This window comes from Nocardia sp. bgisy134 (assembly GCF_965341865.1).
Classification (GTDB): Bacteria; Actinomycetota; Actinomycetes; order Mycobacteriales; family Mycobacteriaceae; genus Nocardia.
On sequence record NZ_CBDQZP010000006.1, the window covers coordinates 255,897 to 272,488 of the forward strand.

Genomic DNA, 16,592 nt, shown 5'->3' on the forward strand with positions numbered 1-16,592 from the left:
GACAAGACCGTGCGCGGCCGGAACGAAGGCGAAAGACCGCCTAGCCCGTGAACGGCGGGACGTACTCGCACGGCACCTGCCGCGGGTGGGACGGGTCGAGCGCGTTCAGGACGAATTTGGCCGCTCGCGGGCTGCCCGCGATCCCCGCGTGTTCGGAGTAATCCTGGGCGCATCCGTCCTGGACCACGACATTGGTGACATTCGGCCCGGGAACCAGGCCTGCCGTGTACGGGACGACCGACTGGTCGAGCCGGGTCGCGATATTCGTGTAGTCGACGGCGGGGTGATAGACGCCGTCGGCGTTCATCAATTTCAGGAATGGGGAGCCCGCGATGACCTGGGCGCAGGCCTGGCACCACCAGGCGCCCACCGCGAGGTCGAACGCCGCGGTCACGCCGAGGCGGGCGGCGTAGGCGGCCGCGTCGCCGAGACCCGCCGCGTTGCTCCCGAGCCACGGTGGCGCGAGGCCGACCAGCTTGTCCACCTTGCTCGCGCCGCCGAGCCGCTTGATGTAGTAGTTGCCGATGAAATTGCCCTGCGAGTGGCCGATGAGGTCCACCTTCGCGGCACCGGTCGCGGCAAGCACACGGTCGACGAAGGCGGCGAGCTCGGGCCCGCTCTGCTCCATCGGCCGCAGACCACCGACCGCGGACATCGGCCATGGCAGGGGATGCGCACCGTAGGTCAGTGCGTACACGCAGTAGCCCTCGTTGGCGAGCAAGGGCGCGTACACGCCCCAATTCGTCTGCGCCCCACCGCCGGTGCCGTGCACGAGGACCACCGGATTGGGGTGCTGGGCATTCGGACGGCAGGACCAGTTGTTCGAGCCCGGCAGCGATCCGCCCGGGCGGGACAGCTCGGCCGGGATGCCCGAGAAGAAGTCGTAGACGACTGGATAGCGATCGGCGTTCGCGGAGCCGGCCGCGCTGATCCACAGCGCGGCCAACATGAAGACAACAACGAACGGAACTGGAACACGTCGCATGGAGCCTCCAATTCTGGAAGTTGCTGAGAAGAAGCTACCGAGGACGTGTCCCAGTTACTGCCGATACCGGCGGGTAACTTTCGTAACCCGCCTACGGCCTGCGAATCAGCCGAGCCGGTGCGTCGCCGCGGCCGGCGCGGCGAAGGCGGTGACGCGCCGCGCGTCGTCCGAGCCCGCGGCTTCGCTCTTGCCCTGCTGGACGCCCGCCGCGAACAGCGCGCCGCACAGCACCAGGAAGGCCAGCGTGTGCACGACCGCGCGGATCACGTTGTAGCGCACCCAGGCGGACTCGTAGTCGGCTCGGACGGCGGCCATGTCGGCGATCTGCGACGGGTCGCCCGCCGCGGCCAGCTGGTCGTTGAGCGGGACGTTGAAGCCTGCGGTCACCGCGAAGGCGATCACGTTGAGCACCACGGCGATCGCGATCCAGACCAGGGTCGCCCGGTGCTCCTTGCCGAGGTGCAGCACCGCGGCGAGGATGGCGAATCCGACGGCGCCGAGGAACGCGATCATGAACCAGGGATTGATGATGACCACGTTGATCTTCTGCATCAGGTCGACGATGGTCCGGTCGTCGGAGCGGTTCAGCGCGGGCATCACCGAGATGGCGTAGGCGTAGAACACACCCGCGGTCAGACCCGTCGCCAGCACGGCCGCCACCAGCGCGGTTATTCTCAGCGCGAACATTCGATTTCTCCTGCCTCACAGTCCGGTCCGAGTCGTTCGGTCCGGCGTCGAGGACAAGTCAACCGTGAACGGGCCCGCCGCTCCATCTTCGAGACGCTCGGCTGCTTAAGCGGGCGTCCACGGGCGCGATGCGGTTCAGAGATCCCGGTCCGAGATGATGCCGCTCTGCATGGCCAGCGCCGCCAGCCGCACCCGCTTCTGGTTCTGCGGCAGGCTCTCCACTCCGAACTTGGCGAACAGCGCGCGCAGGTGGGTCTTGATGGCGTCGACGCTCAGGAACAGTTCCTCGGCGATCTGCTGATTGGAGGCCGGGGTCGCGAAGCCCGTGCCGTTCTTGTACGGACGGCACAGCGCGACGAGCACCGAGCGCTGGGTCTCGGTGAGCGAACGGAGCGTGGGAATCGAGCCGGTGGAGGTGCGGGTGGCGTCGTCGGCGACGGCGCCGAAATCGTGGAAGGAGACCAGCGAGGTGCCCACCCGGATCTTGTCGCCGGCCATCAGCCGGCGCCTGCCGACCACGCGCTCCCCGTTGACGAAGGTGCCGTTACGGGAAAGACCGTCGTCGACGATCGTCCAGTGCGCGCCCAAGTATTCGATCGACGCGTGCAGCCGGGACACCTCGGCGTCCCAGCGCAGCGCCAGATCGGCCTGCGGTGAGCGGCCGATGGTGACGCGCTGCTGATCCGGGCTCAACAAGAGCTCCTGCTGACGGCCCGAATCATCGGTGAATCGCAACAATGATCCGACGAATCCAGTCACTGCGCCGATACCTCATCTCTCCATACCGCCAGTGACGACCTTCGCACGTTTCCATGGTGCCCCGTCCGGGTATCACGAGCAAGATCGTCAACCCAGTCGACATCCTCGTCTCGCCCGCGGCCCGAGCGAATGCGAAGGTGCGCCTGACCGGCGCCGCCGGACGAAGTCCGTCCCGAGCCTCGCGCATGGCCGGAGCGAATGCGAAGGAACGCCCATATCGAAGAACTATCACAAACGCTGCTGCCGCCCGGGCGTCGCACGATTCGCCCAGGCGGCAGCGGTCGGAAAAGAACTAGCCCTTCGCGGCCTTGTTGTACGCGTCGGTGATGTCGGCGGAGATACGGCCGCGGGCGGAGACCTTGTGGCCATTCCGGCGCGCCCACTCGCGAATTGCCGCACTTTGTTCCCGGTCGATGGAGACCCGGCTCTTCGGGGCGGCGGCGGTGCCCGCGGCGGCCTTCACGCGGCGGCGGCCGCTCACCCGACGCGCGCTGGAAACCCACTGCTCCAGCCCGTCACGCAGCTTCGCGGCATTTGCCGACGACAGGTCGATCTCGTACGACACACCGTCGATCGCAAACTCGATGGTCTCGTCCGCGATGGACTCACCGTCGACATCGTCGATCAGGCTAACGGTGACCTTCTTTGCCATGAGATGAACGTCCTCTCGAAATCGTGCGACCCGCATACTAGGCCGATTACCCGAGGCAAGAATACCTCGAATTCGGAAAATTCCAAGACGAGACTTCGGCTATCGAAACGAACCCGACTCTGTTTGATTTGCGTGTTCGCCTGCCGCTGCCTGGTTACGCTCCGGCACCGTCTCCGCGCCGGTCGCTCACACCTCGCTGAGTGACCGGACGCACAATTGGGAACAGTATCGTTTCGCGGATTCCCAATCCCGTCAGTGCCATCAACAACCGATCGATTCCCATACCGGTTCCCGTTGTCGGCGGCATGCCGTGCTCCATCGCGGCAAGGAAGTCCTCGTCCAGCGCCATTGCCTCGTCGTCGCCCTGCGCGGCCAGCCGCGCCTGATCCACGAACCGCTCGCGCTGGATCACGGGATCCACCAACTCCGAATAGCCGGTGGCCAACTCGAAGCCACGGACATACAGATCCCACTTCTCGGTAACTCCGGGCTTGCTGCGGTGCTGCCGAGTCAGCGGTGAGGTCTCGACCGGGAAGTCACGCACGAATGTCGGCGCATAGAGCTTGTCGCCGTACTCGTGCTCCCACAGTTCTTCGACAAGTTTGCCGTGACCGTAGCCCTTGCCCTCCGGAATTTCCAGTCCAACCCGATCGGCGAGTGCCAGCAATTCCTCGACCGAAGTTTCCGGGGTGACTCGGACACCGAGCGCATCGGACAGCGAAGGGTACATCTCGACGGTTGCCCACTCGCCCCGAAGATCGTATTCGGTACCGTCCGCGAGGGTTACCACCTGTGTGCCGAAAGCCTCTTGCGCGACTTCCTGCACCAATTCCCGGATCATCTTCGCGGAGTCGTCGTAGGTGCCATAGGCCTCATACGTTTCCAACATTGCGAACTCCGGCGAATGCGTGGAGTCGGCGCCTTCGTTGCGGAAGTTCCGGTTGACCTCGAAGACCTTCTCCAAACCGCCGACCACGCAGCGCTTCAGGAACAGTTCCGGCGCAATGCGCAGGTAGAGGTCCATATCGAGGGCATTGGAACGGGTGACGAACGGCCGGGCCGCCGCGCCGCCGTGCAGCGTCTGCAGCATCGGCGTCTCCACCTCGAGGAACCCGCGGCGTTCCAGCGCGGCGCGCAGCGCACGCACCACAGCGACCCTGGTGCGGGCCATCTCCCTGGCCTCGGGACGCACGATCAGGTCGACATAGCGCTGCCGGACCCTCGACTCCTCGTTCATCTCCTTGTGCGCCACCGGCAACGGCCGCAGCGCCTTCGCCGACATGGACCAGGAATCGGCCATAACGCTCAATTCGCCCGTGCGCGAGGCGATGACCTCACCGTGCACGAAAACGAAGTCACCGAGGTCGACATCGGCCTTCCAGGCCGCCAGCGCGTCCGCTCCGACGCCGTTGAGGCTGATCATGGCTTGCAGCTTGGTGCCGTCGCCCTCCTGCAGCGTGGCGAAACACAGCTTGCCGGTATTGCGCAGGAAAATGACGCGCCCCACGACGCCGGCCTGCTGACCGGTCTGGGTGTCGGCGGGCAGATCGGGAAAGGCGGCCCGAATATCGGCCAGTGTGTGCGTCCGCGCGACGACCACGGGGTACGCCTCGACGCCGCTCGCGAGCAGCCGCTCACGCTTCTCCCTGCGAATCCGCATCTGTTCCGGAACGTCGTCTGCTTCCGGGGCGGGACGGCTGGTTTGCGCCGCAGGAACCGAACCCGCGGAGCGACCGGACGAGGGCGTGTTCGGGGTGCTCACATCGGACAACCCTAGCGTGCACCGGAAATCGTTTTGCGGCCTGCCCGGGCTCCGCCCGATAGTAACGAATCGGCATCGGTTTTCGGCACGCACCCCGGGCGCGTTTCAGCGGGCCGCCTTCGGAACGAAAGCCGCCGGAAAACCGAAACCGATTGCGCTACCTCCTATTTCGAGATAGAAGGAATCGCGCGGTGAATTACAACGAGGCGAGCGAGGTGACCTCACGAGCGAAGTGCGGCGCCCGGCTGGCAATGGTGAGCAGGCCCGCCGCCTTGAGCGCCTGGTAACCGCCGATCAGATCGGTGGCCCTGTGTAGCCCGAGTTGTTGCAGCGAGGCGGCGGCCAGGCTGGAGGTGTAACCCTCGGAGCAGACGACGATCCATTCCACATCGTGATCCGCGGCCAGTGCCAAACGCGCCGAACTGGTCGGATCGAGCCGCCATTCCAGCACATTCCGTTCGATCACCAAGGCGCCGGGCAGCGTTCCCTCCCGGCCCCGCTGCGCCTGCGGACGGATGTCCACCAGAATGGCGCCCCTGGCGAGCGCCGCGGGCAATTCGAACGCGTAGATCCTGTCGAGTTGAGCACGCGCGTTGTCGAGCATCTGATCGATGGTCAAACTGCTCATGCCTGCACCTCGCTGGCGCTCGGTTCCGGCATGCGCAAGGCGCGCTGACTCATGGTTCGCTCACTTCGTTCGCTCATCAGATATCACCTTCGGGCTGGTCGGTGAGGACGGTTCGGGTGCGCCGCAGGGTGCCGTGGCCGGTCACCTCGTAGTAGGACATGGCGGTCAGCGGCGGGGAATACGCGTGCACGCTCAGCGTCGGGTCGAGCGGGCCCGCGGATTCCGCGGCGGCCGGTGCGCGCATCACGTCGTGCACCCAGCCGATGGGGAAAGAAGCCTGATCGCCCGCGGTCAGCGTGCGGCTGCGCAATTCCGTTCCATTCCAACGGAATTCCGAGAGAGCGCCACTGAGCACGGTGAGCGCGCCCAGCGATCCGGCGTGATCGTGCAATTCGGTGGACTTGTCCGGCGTCCAGCTGATCAGCCAGACGTCGACCTCGTCGTCGGAGAGCAGCCGGGTCGCCCAGCGCTCGTCGGCGGGCCAGACGCCGCCCGTGGGCAGCAGATGGTCGTAGCGGCCCGCGAGCACGTCCTCGGCGCCCTCGTCGGTCAGCCGGAGCAGATCGGCGGGGCGAAGCCGGGTCGGGAGTGCGGGCGCAACTGCGCGATCCACCGGCGGCCGGGCCGACAGGCTGTCACGTGCTGACGTAAGGGAAAGAACAGAGGAACGCATGAGCGCATCTCCAGGAGGTGGGGATCGGTCGAGGGACTCGCGGTCGGCCTCGATCGGTCGAGGCCGGAATCAGCCTCGACAACACTCCTGGGTGCTCACACGGAAAGACACGTCGGCGAGTCTAGCAGCGGTGTTCGCGGGAGCAACAGTCCCTCCCGGGGTGATCCACACCCCACCCCGGGTTCCGCGATCAGGATTTGCGGCGCTGCTGGTTGCGTTCGTAGACCAGGCGCAGGCCGGTCAGCGTCAGGTGCGGCTCGTGGTGTTCGATCGTCTCCGATTCCGGCACGATCAACGGCGCGCTGATGCCGGTGGCGACCACGGCCACATCGTCGCCCGCGAAGGCGTCGAGTTCGTCGCGGATCCGGTCGATCAGACCGTCCACCAGCCCGGCGAATCCGAATACCGCACCGGACTGGATCGCCTCCACGGTGTTCTTGCCGACCACCGAACGCGGGCGCGCCAGCTCGACGCGGCGCAGCGCGGCTCGCTCGATGAGCGCTTCACTGGAGATGGCGACGCCCGGCGCGATGACGCCGCCGAGGAACTCGCCCTTGGCGGAGACCAGGTCCACGGTGGTCGCGGTGCCGAAATCGACCACGATCGCGGCCGAGCCGAAGCGCTGCTGGGCGGCGAGCGCGTTCACGATCCGGTCCGCGCCGATCTCCTTCGGATTGTCCACCAGCAGCGGAATGCCCGTCCGCACACCGGGTTCCACGACCACGTTCGGCACGTGCGACCAGTACCGCTCCAGCATGGCGCGCAGTTCGTGCAGCACCGGCGGCACCGTCGACAGTGCCGCGACGCCGATCACCTCGTCCAGCTGGGCGCCGACGAGTCCGCGCACCTGCATGGCGAACTCGTCCGCGGTCAGCAGTGGATTGGTGTGCATCCGCCAGTGCCGCGCCAGCTTGGCGTGCGAGCCGCTGCCGGAGAACAGGCCGAGCTCGATGCTGGTGTTGCGGACGTCGATGGTCAGCAGCATTGCTCACCCGACTTTCGAATTCGGCGCCGTCAGGCGAAAACCACGGGGATGGCAGCCGGCGAAGCCGGCGGGGCGGGTGAGCGCAGCGAGCGTGGCGAGGTGAGGCCGGAGCCCTCAGGGGCGTGCGCCGGATCGGAGCCGAGCTCGATCGGGCGGTTGCGCTCGTCGACGAAGACGACCTTGGGGTCGTATTCGGCGATCTCCTTTTCGTCCATCATCCCGTAGGCGATCAGGATCACCAGGTCGCCGGGGTGGACCAGGTGCGCGGCGGCGCCGTTGATGCCGATGACGCCGGAACCGCGCTCACCCGCGATCACGTAGGTCTCCAGGCGGGCGCCGTTGTCGATGTCGACGATGCAGACCTGCTCGCCCTCGAGCAGATCGGCGGCGTCCAGCAGATCCTGGTCCACCGTCACCGAGCCGACGTAGTGCAGGTCGGCGTGGGTCACGGTGGCGCGGTGGATCTTGGACTTCATCATGGTGCGCAACATCTTCGTCGTCGCCTTTCTAGAAAGCTGCCGGTTCCGGCTGGGATGCGAGAGTGGGGTGGCCGTCGATCGGGGCGCCGAGGGTGACGGCGACGTTGTCGATCAGCCGGGTGGCGCCGACCTTGGCGGCCACCAGCAACCGGGCATTGCCGGAGACAGGGGCCGGGCCGAGGGTCGAGGAACGCACCTCGAGGTAGTCGACGTCGACGCCGGGCACGGCATCGAGCACGGCGCGGGCGGCGGCCACCACGCCCTCGGCGCCCAGGCCGCCCGCGTGCCTGCCCGCCGACAGCGCCGCGGAGAGGGCGAGCGCGGCCTCGCGCTGCGCCGGATCGAGATAGCGATTACGCGAGGAGAGCGCGAGACCGTCCTGCTCGCGCACGGTCGGCACCGCGACGATCTTCACGTCGAAGTTCAAGTCGCGCACCATCTGCCGGATCAGCGTGAGCTGCTGGTAGTCCTTCTCGCCGAAGAACGCCTCGCTCGGCCGCGCGATCTGCAGCAGCTTGGCCACCACGGTGAGCATGCCGGCGAAATGCGTCGGGCGGCTCGCGCCCTCCAGCTCCGCGCCGACCGGGCCGGGCTGCACCGTGGTGCGCGGACCGTCGGGGTACATGTCCGACGCGCTCGGGGCGAACACCAGGTCGACGCCCTCGGCGCGCAGCAGCTCCACGTCGGCGTCCAGGGTGCGCGGGTACTTGTCCAGGTCCTCGTTCGCGGCGAACTGCAGCGGGTTCACGAAGACGGAGACGATCACCACCTGATTGGTCCGCTTCGCGCGGCGCACGATCTCCAGGTGTCCCTCGTGCAGCGCGCCCATGGTCGGCACGAGACCGACGGTGCGGCCGACGCCGCGCAACGCCTTCGCCACCGCGGCGACCACGCTCGGGTCGTGGTGCACGGTCAGTTCGCCGGCCCGGTAGGCGCTCTGCTCGATTCGGCGCTCCCGGGGCCCTCCGTGGTTACGCATGCTGCCTCCTCCGGGCCCGTCGCTCGCGCCGGGCAACTTCGGATCCATCAACGGCGTCCTTCCAGAAGCTCGATCAGGGCGGGATTGGTTTTGGCTCGTTCGGCGGTGCGCAGCGACATGGCGCGATACCCGGCGGCGAGCCTGCCGTCCACGGCGGCAATGGCGTCGAGGTGGGCCGCGACGGCCTCGGCGTCACCGCGCGCCACCGGGCCGGTCAGCGCGGCCTGGCCGCGGCGCAGCGCGTTGTCCAGCGCCGCCGACGCGAGCGGGGCGAGCAGCCGCTCGGCCAAGCCGTTCGGCTGGTCGTCCACGATCTGCTGCCCGAGCAGACCGGGACCGGACAGTGCCTCGCGCAACGCGTCCACCGCGTCGAGCACGACCGTCACCAGATGATTGCTGCCGTGCGCGAGCGCCGCGTGATAGAGCGCCCGGTGCTCCTCCGACACGCGCACCGGCTCGCCGCCCATCTCGATCACCAGCGACTGCGCGATCGCATAGCCGATGTCGTCGGCGGCGGTGATGCCGAAGCAGGCATTGCCCAGCCTGCTGATGTCCTCGTCGTGGCCGGTGAAGGTCATCGCGGGGTGGATCGCCAGCGGCAGCGCGCCGACCTCGGCCAAGGGCGCGAGCACGCCGACGCCGTTCGCGCCCGACGTGTGCGCCACGATGGTGCCGCGCCGCACCACGCCCGCGGACGCCAGACCGCGCGCCAGCCCCGCCAGCTCGGTATCGGGCACCGCCAGCAGCAACAGCTCACTGCGCGCGGCGACCTCCTCGACCGGCAGGATCTCCGAATCGGGCAGCCGGAGCCGGGCACGATGCTTGGAGGCATCGGAAATGGCCGAGACGCCGAATACGACGTGCCCGGCTCGCTCGAGCGCGGCGCCGAGCGCGGAACCCACTCGTCCCGCCGAGACGATTCCCACCGTCAGGCGTGCGGGCGCAGGGTCGAAGCCCGAAGCCGCGTTGTCAGAAGTCACACTTCTCGAGGTCAACACTGTCCTCTCGATGTCGTTCCAGTCCCGCGCCGCGGGTACCAGACGTTACGACCCGAGGATATCGGCCCGAAGTTTGCCGATGCCATGCCCCCCGACCGTGATTTGAAGAACAGTGTCTTTGGCGCGCTGGCGCGCGCGGGTTCGTAAGACTCGCCCTGGGGGTGGCTGGGAGTCCGGGGGTCGGCCTGTTTGTTCCTAGGTTTCGCGACTGGCGTGCGCAGCGTTCGTGTCGCTTGCCAACGGTCGTGAAGGTTGTCAGCCGTGGCCGTTCTGTTCCGACTGGAGGTTGGCCATGATCTCCGCGACCGAGAGGCGGCGGGAGGCGTTGCCGGAGTCGGTGTCGGGGTCGACGCGGCGGCGACGGCGGGAACTCGCGGTGCCGACGGTGGGTGCGGGCTGCGGGGTGGGTAGTGGTCCGATGGTCGGGCGCGGGGCGGAGTCGCCGTCCATCGGGGGGAGGCGCGGCGGGACGGACGATTCGGCGGGCGCTTCCTGGCGCTCGACCGGGTCGGTGAAGGCGTCGGACCAGCCGCCGGGGACGCTCGCCTGCTCGGGAGTGTGGGTGCGGTGGTCGGTCGCGTCGTTCCGGTACCCGTTCTGGTACTGGGCGTTCGGGTATCCGGCGTCCTCGTAGTCGGCGTACTCGTCGTCGCGGTAGTCGCCTTCGGGGTAATCGGCTTCGGAGTAGTCGTCTTCCGGGTAGTCGTCGACCGAGACGACCGCGGTCTCGGCGGTGACCGGCTCGTCGAAGGGACTTGCGAAGACGGGGGGCGCCGGGTGACCGGGTTCGAAGATCGGGGTCACCGCGCTGCGCGAGTGCTGCTGGTGCGGACCGGCCCATCCGTTGGCATTCGCGGAGCTATCGTTCGCCGGATCGCCGTAACCGCTCGTCAGCTCCTGGATTCGGGTGGCATCGGCGCGCAGTGCCGGGCGATCCATCGGCAGATCGCCGTCGAAGAGGCGTTGCAGACTCTGCCGCAACACCGTCAACTCGGCCCGCAGCGCGGCCATCTCCGCCGCGTCGGCGCCCACTTCCTCGCGCACCCTGGTCTCGACCCCGAGCTCGTATTCACGCCGCGCGGTGATCTCGCGCTCGAGCTGCAGTTCGTACACCGTCTGCAGATCACGCACCTTCGCCTTGTCGACATCGGCGTCTTTGCGGTACTTGGTGGCGGCCAGCGCGCCGATCGCGGCCGCCCACAGGGCGGCGATCAGACCGATCCTGATGAACTGCAGGCTATTGCTGAACACCAGGAAAACACTGGCAATCAGACCGAGCAGTATCACAGCGCCGACGAACAGTTTTCCCGCTTGATCCCGTCGTGGACGGGAAGTGCTGCTACGGGAGGGTGAAACCATGCACGCCAGGGTAGCGGGGTTGGCGGTCCACGCCCAGAAACTGGTCTGTCGCTTCCATTCGGAATATTCGCTAAGTAGTTGCCGGTTCGTCCGGCGGCTCGTCGGGCGCCCGGCAGCAATACTCGAGCCACAGCGCGGCGGCCACCAGCGCGATGCCTGCCAGCATGCCGACGATCGCGCCGGGCGAATCGGCGGCGGCCGCGCGCAGGGTGCCGCGCTGCGGGAAGACCCAGCACAGGAAACCGAGCCAGACGCCTGCCGCGATCGAACCCACCTGTAGCGACGCCTTCGCCAGCGCCACGGCGCGCGCCACGGTGATCGGATGCAGCTGGTGCCGACCGTCCCCGATCTCTTGGTCGTTGACCCTGGCGCGGATGACGAAGGCGAGCGCCACCTCGATGGCGGCCACCGGATACAGCGAAGCGCCCGCGTAGACGGAGATCGGCGGGAAGTTCGCGTAGGCGACCCTGGTGGCGATCCACGCGACGACCGCGGCGATCAGCACGTTGGCCCCGAGATCGAGCGCACGGGTCGGCTTGAGTTTCACGACGCGGCTCCCCCCGCGGTCCGGTGCAGCGACAGCTCGGTCCGGTGCACGCCTGCGCGCTCGTCGGCGGCGAGCGCGGCGAGCCATTCCCGGATCGGCCGGTCCACGCCCTCGACGGTCAGCCGCGCCTCGGGTTCCACGTCCAGCCACGGGATCAGCACGAAGGCTCGGTTGTTCGCCTGCGGATGCGGCAGCGTCAGCTCCGGATCGGCGCTGACGCACGGCACCGGCCCCGACGGACCAGGCTCGGCGCACCACACCACGTCCACGTCGAGAGTGCGTGCGCCCCAACGCACCTCGCGCACCCGGTGCGCGGCCCGCTCGAATTCCTGTCCACGGCGCAGCCAGCCGAGACAGTCCAGCTCCGGATCGTCCACCAGCACTACGGCATTGAGGAAATCGCCTTGGTCGACGCCGCCCCACGGCGCGGTCGAGTAGACCGGCGACACCGCGACGACGCGATCCGCGAGCCCGTCGACCACACTGCGCAGATGCGCGAGGCGATCCCCCATGTTCGAGCCGATCGACAGGACGGCGCGACTCATTCGGCGCCCTCGCGGACGCGTGCGGTCACCACGCGAACATCGGCGAAGGTGTGCGGGATGGGGGCCGACGGCTTGTGCACCACCGCCTCCACCGCACGGATGCGCGGATCGGTCATCACATCGTCGGCGATCTCGGCGACCACCGTCTCGATCAGATTGCGCGGTGTGCCCTGCACGATCCGCACCGCACGCTCGGCCAGCGCGCCGTAATCCACCGTGGCGGCCAGGTCGTCGGAGGCCGCGGCCGCCGTGAAATCCACCCACACGGTGAGATCGACCACGAACTCCTGGCCGTCGCGGCGCTCGTGCTCGAAGACCCCGTGGCGTCCGAACGCGCGCAACCCGCGCAGCTCGATCCGGTCCGGCCCGGACGGTAGAGCGCGATGCTCCCCCGGTCGGCCCTCGTGGGTCACCGGTGCGGTGGGCGGGTTCATCCGAGGGCTCCTCGCGAGGTCGGCCGGGCGGCACGCTGCCAGGCGTCGGTGACGGCGATCGCGTCCAGCGAGGCGCGCACGTCGTGCACGCGAACTCCCCAGGCGCCGTGCAGAGCGGCCAGGGCCGAGACCGTGGCGGTGGCGACCTCCCTGCCGTCCGGCGGCCGCGGGCCGTCGGCGTCGGCGAGCAGGGCGCCGAGGAAGCGTTTGCGTGAAGCGCCGATGAGTATCGGCAGGCCGTCGGCGACGAATTCGGGCAGCGCGCCGAGCAGCGCCCAGTTGTGGTCGGCGTTCTTGGCGAAACCGAGACCGGGATCGAGGATCAGCCGCGACGGGTCGACCCCCGCGGCGGCGGCCAGCTCGACCTGCGCGGTCAGCTCGGCGCGCACCTCGGCCACGACGTCGTCGTAGTGATCCGCTGGGCCGGTGTGCCGGTAGTCCGCGCCCGCCCGCCAGTGCATGAGGATCCACGGAACATCAGCGGCGGCAACGACTTTCACCATCTCGGGATCGGCGCGACCGCCGGAGACGTCGTTGATCACCGAGACGCCCGCGTTCAGCGCCGCCTCGGCCACACTCGCCCGCATGGTGTCCACGCTGGTCGGCACGCCCGCCGCCACCAGACCGCGAATGACCGGCGCGACCCTGGCCGCCTCGGTCTCCGGGTCGACGCGGTCCGCGCCCGGCCTGGTCGACTCACCGCCGACGTCGATGATGTCGGCGCCCGCCCGGTACAGCTCGATGCCGTGCTCGATCGCGAGGCCACGATCGAGATAGCGCCCACCGTCGGAGAACGAATCGCTGGTGACGTTCACGACGCCCATCACCACGCAGCGGCGGCCGCCGCGCGCTATGACGTTCGTGCGACCGGACACCGCGGCCTCCCTCACCGGCGCAGGATCAGTTCGAGTGCCTCGGCGCGCGAGGCGGCGTTGGTCTGCAGCAGGCCGCGCACGGCCGACGTGGTGGTGCTCGCGCCCGGCTTGCGGATGCCGCGCATGGCCATGCACAGGTGCTCGGCCTCCACCACGACGATCGCGCCGCGCGGCTCCAGCTTGCGCATGATGGCGTCGGCGATCTGGCTGGTCAGCCGCTCCTGCACCTGCGGACGTTTGGCGTAGAGGTCGACCAGCCTGGCCAGTTTGGACAGGCCGGTGACCCGGCCGTGCTCGCCCGGGATGTACCCGACGTGGGCGACGCCGTGGAAGGACACCAGGTGATGCTCGCAGGTGGAGTACATCGGAATGTCGCGCACCAGCACGAGCTCCTGGTGTCCCTCGTCGAACGTGGTGTTCAGCACCGCGTCCGGCTCCTGGTAGAGCCCGGCGAAGGTCTCGCGGTAGGCGCGCGCCACGCGGGCGGGCGTTTCGATCAGGCCGGGACGGTCCGGATCCTCACCGATCGCGATCAGCAATTCCCGAACGGCAGCTTCGGCCCGGTCCTGGTCGAACGGCCGCCCCGTCTCGAGTGCGACCAGTTCGGACCGGGTCGGCACAGGCGCGGAATCGTAGCGCTCGACCTCGTCGCGACCGTTGAGCGCCGAGCCGACGGCTTGGTTGTTGGCCGACAATCGAGGACACCTCCAAAATCTCGGGCGCCGGCAATCACTCGGCACCCCGATGGTCGAGCGTAATCGGCGCCCGCTCAGCGCCGTCCGTTCGGTCCATCCCACTCATGGTTCTCGCCCTCGCCGCGCTGGCTGGAACGACCCGGCTCCTCGTAGCCGTCGTGGCCGTAGCCACCGCGCTCCTGGCCGGAAGCGTCCTGCTGCGGGTTGCTCCACGGCTGGTAGCCGTGCCGGGACTCGCCCGGCTCGCTCCAGCCGCCGCCGTAACCCGGCTGGCCGGCGGGCTGCTGCGATTCCTCCCGCGGCGGCCAGCCCGGGGCCGACCAACCGGCCGGAGCGCCGTAGTCCGGACGCGAGCCGTGCGTGCCGCCCTGACGCGGGTACGCCTGGGTCGGCGCATGCGGCGCCGGGTAGCCGCCGGACGCGGGCTGGCCCGGGTAGCCGTACTGCGGCTCGGGGTGGCGGCCGCCGTCCTGCGGATAACCGTTGGCGGGCACGGCCTCCCGCTGAGTGGCGGCGGCCAGCGACGGCTGCACCGGCTCCGGCGGCCAGGACTCGCCGCGTTCGGCGGCCATCTCGCCCGGCGTCTTCACCGGCGGCTTGTCCGAGGGGACGCGCTCGCCGAAGTCGTTGAACGCGGTGATCCTCGGGCGCTTCTCCACCGCGGCGAGGACCTCCTCGAGATCCTTGCGGTGCAGGGTCTCGCGCTCCAGCAGAGCGGTGGCCAGGTCGTCGAGCACGTCGCGGTACTCGTTCAGGATCGCCCACGCCTCGGTGTGCGCGGCCTCGATGAGGTTGCGCACCTCCTCGTCGATCTCGCGTGCGACCTCGTGTGAGTAGTCCGAGCCCATGCCCATCGACCGGCCGAGGAACGGGTCGCCCTGCTCCTGGCCGTAGCGGACGGCGCCCAGGCGCGCGCTCATGCCGTACTCGGTGACCATCGCGCGGGCGATCTTGGTGGCCTGGTCGATATCGGAGGACGCGCCGGTGGTCGGCTCGTGGAACACCAGTTCCTCGGCCGCGCGGCCGCCCATCGCCATGACCAGGCGGGCGATCATCTCCGAGCGGGTCATCAGGCCCTTGTCGTCCTCGGGCACCGTCATGGCGTGGCCGCCGGTGCGGCCGCGGGCCAGGATGGTGACCTTGTAGACCGGCTCGATGTCGGGCATCGCCCAGGCCGCCAGGGTGTGGCCGCCCTCGTGGTAGGCGGTGATCTTCTTCTCGTGCTCGCTGATGATGCGGCTCTTGCGGCGCGGGCCGCCGATCACGCGGTCGACGGATTCCTCCAGCGACTCACCGGTGATGACCGCGCCGTTCTCGCGTGCGGTGAGCAGCGCGGCCTCGTTGATGACGTTGGCCAGATCGGCGCCGGACATGCCGACGGTCCGCTTGGCCAGGCCGTCCAGGTCGGCCTCGGTGGAGATCGGCTTGCCCTGCGAGTGCACCCGCAGGATCGCGCGGCGACCGGCCAGGTCGGGGTTGCTTACCGGGATCTGCCGGTCGAAGCGGCCGGGGCGCAGCAGCGCGGGGTCGAGGATGTCGGGGCGGTTGGTCGCGGCGATCAGGATGATGCCGGTGCGGTCGCCGAAGCCGTCCATCTCGACGAGCAGCTGGTTCAGCGTCTGCTCGCGCTCATCGTGACCACCGCCGAGGCCGGCGCCGCGCTGGCGGCCGACCGCGTCGATCTCGTCGACGAAAATGATGCACGGGCTGTTCTGCTTGGCCTGCTCGAACAGGTCGCGCACGCGGGAGGCGCCGACACCGACGAACATCTCGACGAAGTCCGAACCGGAGATGGTGAAGAAGGGCACACCCGCCTCGCCCGCGACGGCGCGCGCGAGCAGCGTCTTACCGGTGCCGGGCGGGCCGTAGAGCAGAACGCCCTTGGGAATCTTCGCGCCCAGCGCCTGGTAGCGCACGGGGTTCTGCAGGAAGTCCTTGATCTCGTAGAGCTCTTCGACGGCCTCGTCGGCGCCCGCCACGTCGGCGAACGTGGTCTTGGGCATGTCCTTGGACAGCTGCTTGGCCTTGGATTTGCCGAAGCCCATCATGCCGCCGCGGCCGCCGCCCTGCATGCGGGCCATCACGAAGATGAACAGGCCGAGCAGGATCACCATCGGCAGCACGAACAGCAGGATCTGGGTGAACCAGCTCTCCTGCTTGACCTCGGTGTTGTAGGGCGCGCCGGACTTCTGCACGGCGTCGAAGATCTGCGCCGAGGTCTCACCGCCGCCCGGGTACTTCGCGATGATCTTGTTCTGGCCGCCGGTCGCGTCGTTGCCGTTGTTCAGCTCGATGCGCAGCTGCTGTTCGCGGTCGTCGATCTGGACGTTCTTGACGTTGCCCTTGTCGTCCAGCTGGCTCAACGCAACGGAGGTATCGACGCTCTTCCAGCCGCGCGTGTCATTGCCGAAGTAGCTGAACGCATAGATCACGAGCAAGATGCCCGAGACTATGGCCAGGGTGCGGAACACTGTCTTGCGGTTCATAGAGCGTAGGCCGGGCGGCCAGTCCTTTCCGGTGTCTCCGGGTTCTGCCTAGCGAAACGTCGGG

At 68.5% G+C, this 16,592-nt stretch carries 18 protein-coding genes; all 18 read right to left on the bottom strand.

Annotated features, from left to right (window positions below):
- Positions 1–40: 40 nt before the first annotated feature.
- The gene (locus ACRWNM_RS13825) at positions 41–985 is read right to left on the bottom strand and encodes an esterase/lipase family protein (protein WP_431967293.1); all 945 of its coding nucleotides are present in this window, start codon (positions 983–985) and stop codon (positions 41–43) included.
- Between the two features lie 105 nt (positions 986–1,090).
- Complete coding sequence (locus tag ACRWNM_RS13830; protein WP_431967295.1) at positions 1,091–1,672, bottom strand: DUF1772 domain-containing protein; 582 nt, start codon at positions 1,670–1,672, stop codon at positions 1,091–1,093.
- A 135-nt stretch (positions 1,673–1,807) separates the two neighbouring features.
- A complete protein-coding gene (locus ACRWNM_RS13835) occupies positions 1,808–2,431 on the bottom strand; it encodes an FHA domain-containing protein (RefSeq protein WP_431967297.1) in 624 nt (207 codons plus the stop codon).
- Between the two features lie 292 nt (positions 2,432–2,723).
- The gene (locus ACRWNM_RS13840; protein ID WP_357461563.1) at positions 2,724–3,083 is read right to left on the bottom strand and encodes a histone-like nucleoid-structuring protein Lsr2; all 360 of its coding nucleotides are present in this window, start codon (positions 3,081–3,083) and stop codon (positions 2,724–2,726) included.
- A 154-nt stretch (positions 3,084–3,237) separates the two neighbouring features.
- Positions 3,238–4,743, bottom strand: a complete 1,506-nt coding sequence (gene lysS / locus ACRWNM_RS13845) for a lysine--tRNA ligase (protein WP_431967443.1) — start codon at positions 4,741–4,743, stop codon at positions 3,238–3,240.
- 298 nt (positions 4,744–5,041) lie between these two features.
- Positions 5,042–5,464 carry a rhodanese-like domain-containing protein gene (locus tag ACRWNM_RS13850; RefSeq protein ID WP_431967445.1) on the bottom strand — a complete coding sequence of 141 codons (423 nt, stop codon included), beginning with the start codon at positions 5,462–5,464 and terminating at the stop codon, positions 5,042–5,044.
- An 85-nt stretch (positions 5,465–5,549) separates the two neighbouring features.
- The gene (locus ACRWNM_RS13855) at positions 5,550–6,146 is read right to left on the bottom strand and encodes a cysteine dioxygenase (protein WP_431967300.1); all 597 of its coding nucleotides are present in this window, start codon (positions 6,144–6,146) and stop codon (positions 5,550–5,552) included.
- Positions 6,147–6,336: 190 nt separating this feature from the next.
- Positions 6,337–7,131, bottom strand: coding sequence for a type III pantothenate kinase (locus ACRWNM_RS13860; protein WP_431967302.1), 795 nt, complete (start codon positions 7,129–7,131; stop codon positions 6,337–6,339).
- Positions 7,132–7,160: 29 nt separating this feature from the next.
- The gene (gene panD / locus ACRWNM_RS13865; RefSeq protein WP_431967304.1) at positions 7,161–7,622 is read right to left on the bottom strand and encodes an aspartate 1-decarboxylase; all 462 of its coding nucleotides are present in this window, start codon (positions 7,620–7,622) and stop codon (positions 7,161–7,163) included.
- A gap of 16 nt (positions 7,623–7,638) precedes the next feature.
- On the bottom strand, positions 7,639–8,589 hold the full coding sequence (panC, locus tag ACRWNM_RS13870) for a pantoate--beta-alanine ligase (protein WP_431967306.1): 951 nt from the start codon (positions 8,587–8,589) through the stop codon (positions 7,639–7,641).
- A gap of 47 nt (positions 8,590–8,636) precedes the next feature.
- Positions 8,637–9,569: a Rossmann-like and DUF2520 domain-containing protein gene (locus ACRWNM_RS13875; RefSeq protein ID WP_431967308.1), complete on the bottom strand. Its 933-nt coding sequence runs from the start codon at positions 9,567–9,569 to the stop codon at positions 8,637–8,639.
- Positions 9,570–9,842: 273 nt separating this feature from the next.
- On the bottom strand, positions 9,843–10,838 hold the full coding sequence (locus ACRWNM_RS13880; RefSeq protein WP_431967310.1) for a DUF6779 domain-containing protein: 996 nt from the start codon (positions 10,836–10,838) through the stop codon (positions 9,843–9,845).
- Positions 10,839–11,016: 178 nt separating this feature from the next.
- A complete protein-coding gene (locus tag ACRWNM_RS13885) occupies positions 11,017–11,493 on the bottom strand; it encodes a DUF3180 domain-containing protein (protein ID WP_431967312.1) in 477 nt (158 codons plus the stop codon).
- Positions 11,490–12,038 (bottom strand): 2-amino-4-hydroxy-6-hydroxymethyldihydropteridine diphosphokinase, encoded by a 549-nt coding sequence (folK, locus tag ACRWNM_RS13890; RefSeq protein ID WP_431967314.1) that lies wholly within the window; start codon positions 12,036–12,038, stop codon positions 11,490–11,492. The genes ACRWNM_RS13885 and folK overlap by 4 nt, the downstream gene beginning before the upstream one ends.
- Positions 12,035–12,472 (bottom strand): dihydroneopterin aldolase, encoded by a 438-nt coding sequence (gene folB / locus ACRWNM_RS13895; RefSeq protein ID WP_431967316.1) that lies wholly within the window; start codon positions 12,470–12,472, stop codon positions 12,035–12,037. Before folB ends, folK begins: the two co-directional genes overlap by 4 nt.
- A complete protein-coding gene (gene folP, locus ACRWNM_RS13900; RefSeq protein ID WP_431967447.1) occupies positions 12,469–13,296 on the bottom strand; it encodes a dihydropteroate synthase in 828 nt (275 codons plus the stop codon). The genes folB and folP overlap by 4 nt, the downstream gene beginning before the upstream one ends.
- 62 nt (positions 13,297–13,358) lie before the next feature.
- Positions 13,359–13,967 carry a GTP cyclohydrolase I FolE gene (gene folE / locus ACRWNM_RS13905; RefSeq protein WP_431967449.1) on the bottom strand — a complete coding sequence of 203 codons (609 nt, stop codon included), beginning with the start codon at positions 13,965–13,967 and terminating at the stop codon, positions 13,359–13,361.
- A 149-nt stretch (positions 13,968–14,116) separates the two neighbouring features.
- Complete coding sequence (gene ftsH, locus ACRWNM_RS13910; RefSeq protein WP_431967318.1) at positions 14,117–16,528, bottom strand: ATP-dependent zinc metalloprotease FtsH; 2,412 nt, start codon at positions 16,526–16,528, stop codon at positions 14,117–14,119.
- Positions 16,529–16,592: the final 64 nt, after the last annotated feature.

Bases quoted from the DNA above. Each gene is read 5' to 3' on its own strand.
- folB (WP_431967316.1), bottom strand. From the start codon at position 12,472: ATGAACCCGCCCACCGCACCGGTGACCCACGAGGGCCGACCGGGGGAG.
- ACRWNM_RS13855 (WP_431967300.1), bottom strand. From the start codon at position 6,146: ATGCGTTCCTCTGTTCTTTCCCTTACGTCAGCACGTGACAGCCTGTCG.
- folP (WP_431967447.1), bottom strand. From the start codon at position 13,296: ATGGGCGTCGTGAACGTCACCAGCGATTCGTTCTCCGACGGTGGGCGC.
- panD (WP_431967304.1), bottom strand. From the start codon at position 7,622: ATGTTGCGCACCATGATGAAGTCCAAGATCCACCGCGCCACCGTGACC.
- ACRWNM_RS13860 (WP_431967302.1), bottom strand. From the start codon at position 7,131: ATGCTGCTGACCATCGACGTCCGCAACACCAGCATCGAGCTCGGCCTG.
- ACRWNM_RS13825 (WP_431967293.1), bottom strand. From the start codon at position 985: ATGCGACGTGTTCCAGTTCCGTTCGTTGTTGTCTTCATGTTGGCCGCG.
- lysS (WP_431967443.1), bottom strand. From the start codon at position 4,743: ATGCGGATTCGCAGGGAGAAGCGTGAGCGGCTGCTCGCGAGCGGCGTC.
- panC (WP_431967306.1), bottom strand. From the start codon at position 8,589: ATGCGTAACCACGGAGGGCCCCGGGAGCGCCGAATCGAGCAGAGCGCC.
- ftsH (WP_431967318.1), bottom strand. From the start codon at position 16,528: ATGAACCGCAAGACAGTGTTCCGCACCCTGGCCATAGTCTCGGGCATC.
- folK (WP_431967314.1), bottom strand. From the start codon at position 12,038: ATGAGTCGCGCCGTCCTGTCGATCGGCTCGAACATGGGGGATCGCCTC.
- ACRWNM_RS13830 (WP_431967295.1), bottom strand. From the start codon at position 1,672: ATGTTCGCGCTGAGAATAACCGCGCTGGTGGCGGCCGTGCTGGCGACG.
- ACRWNM_RS13840 (WP_357461563.1), bottom strand. From the start codon at position 3,083: ATGGCAAAGAAGGTCACCGTTAGCCTGATCGACGATGTCGACGGTGAG.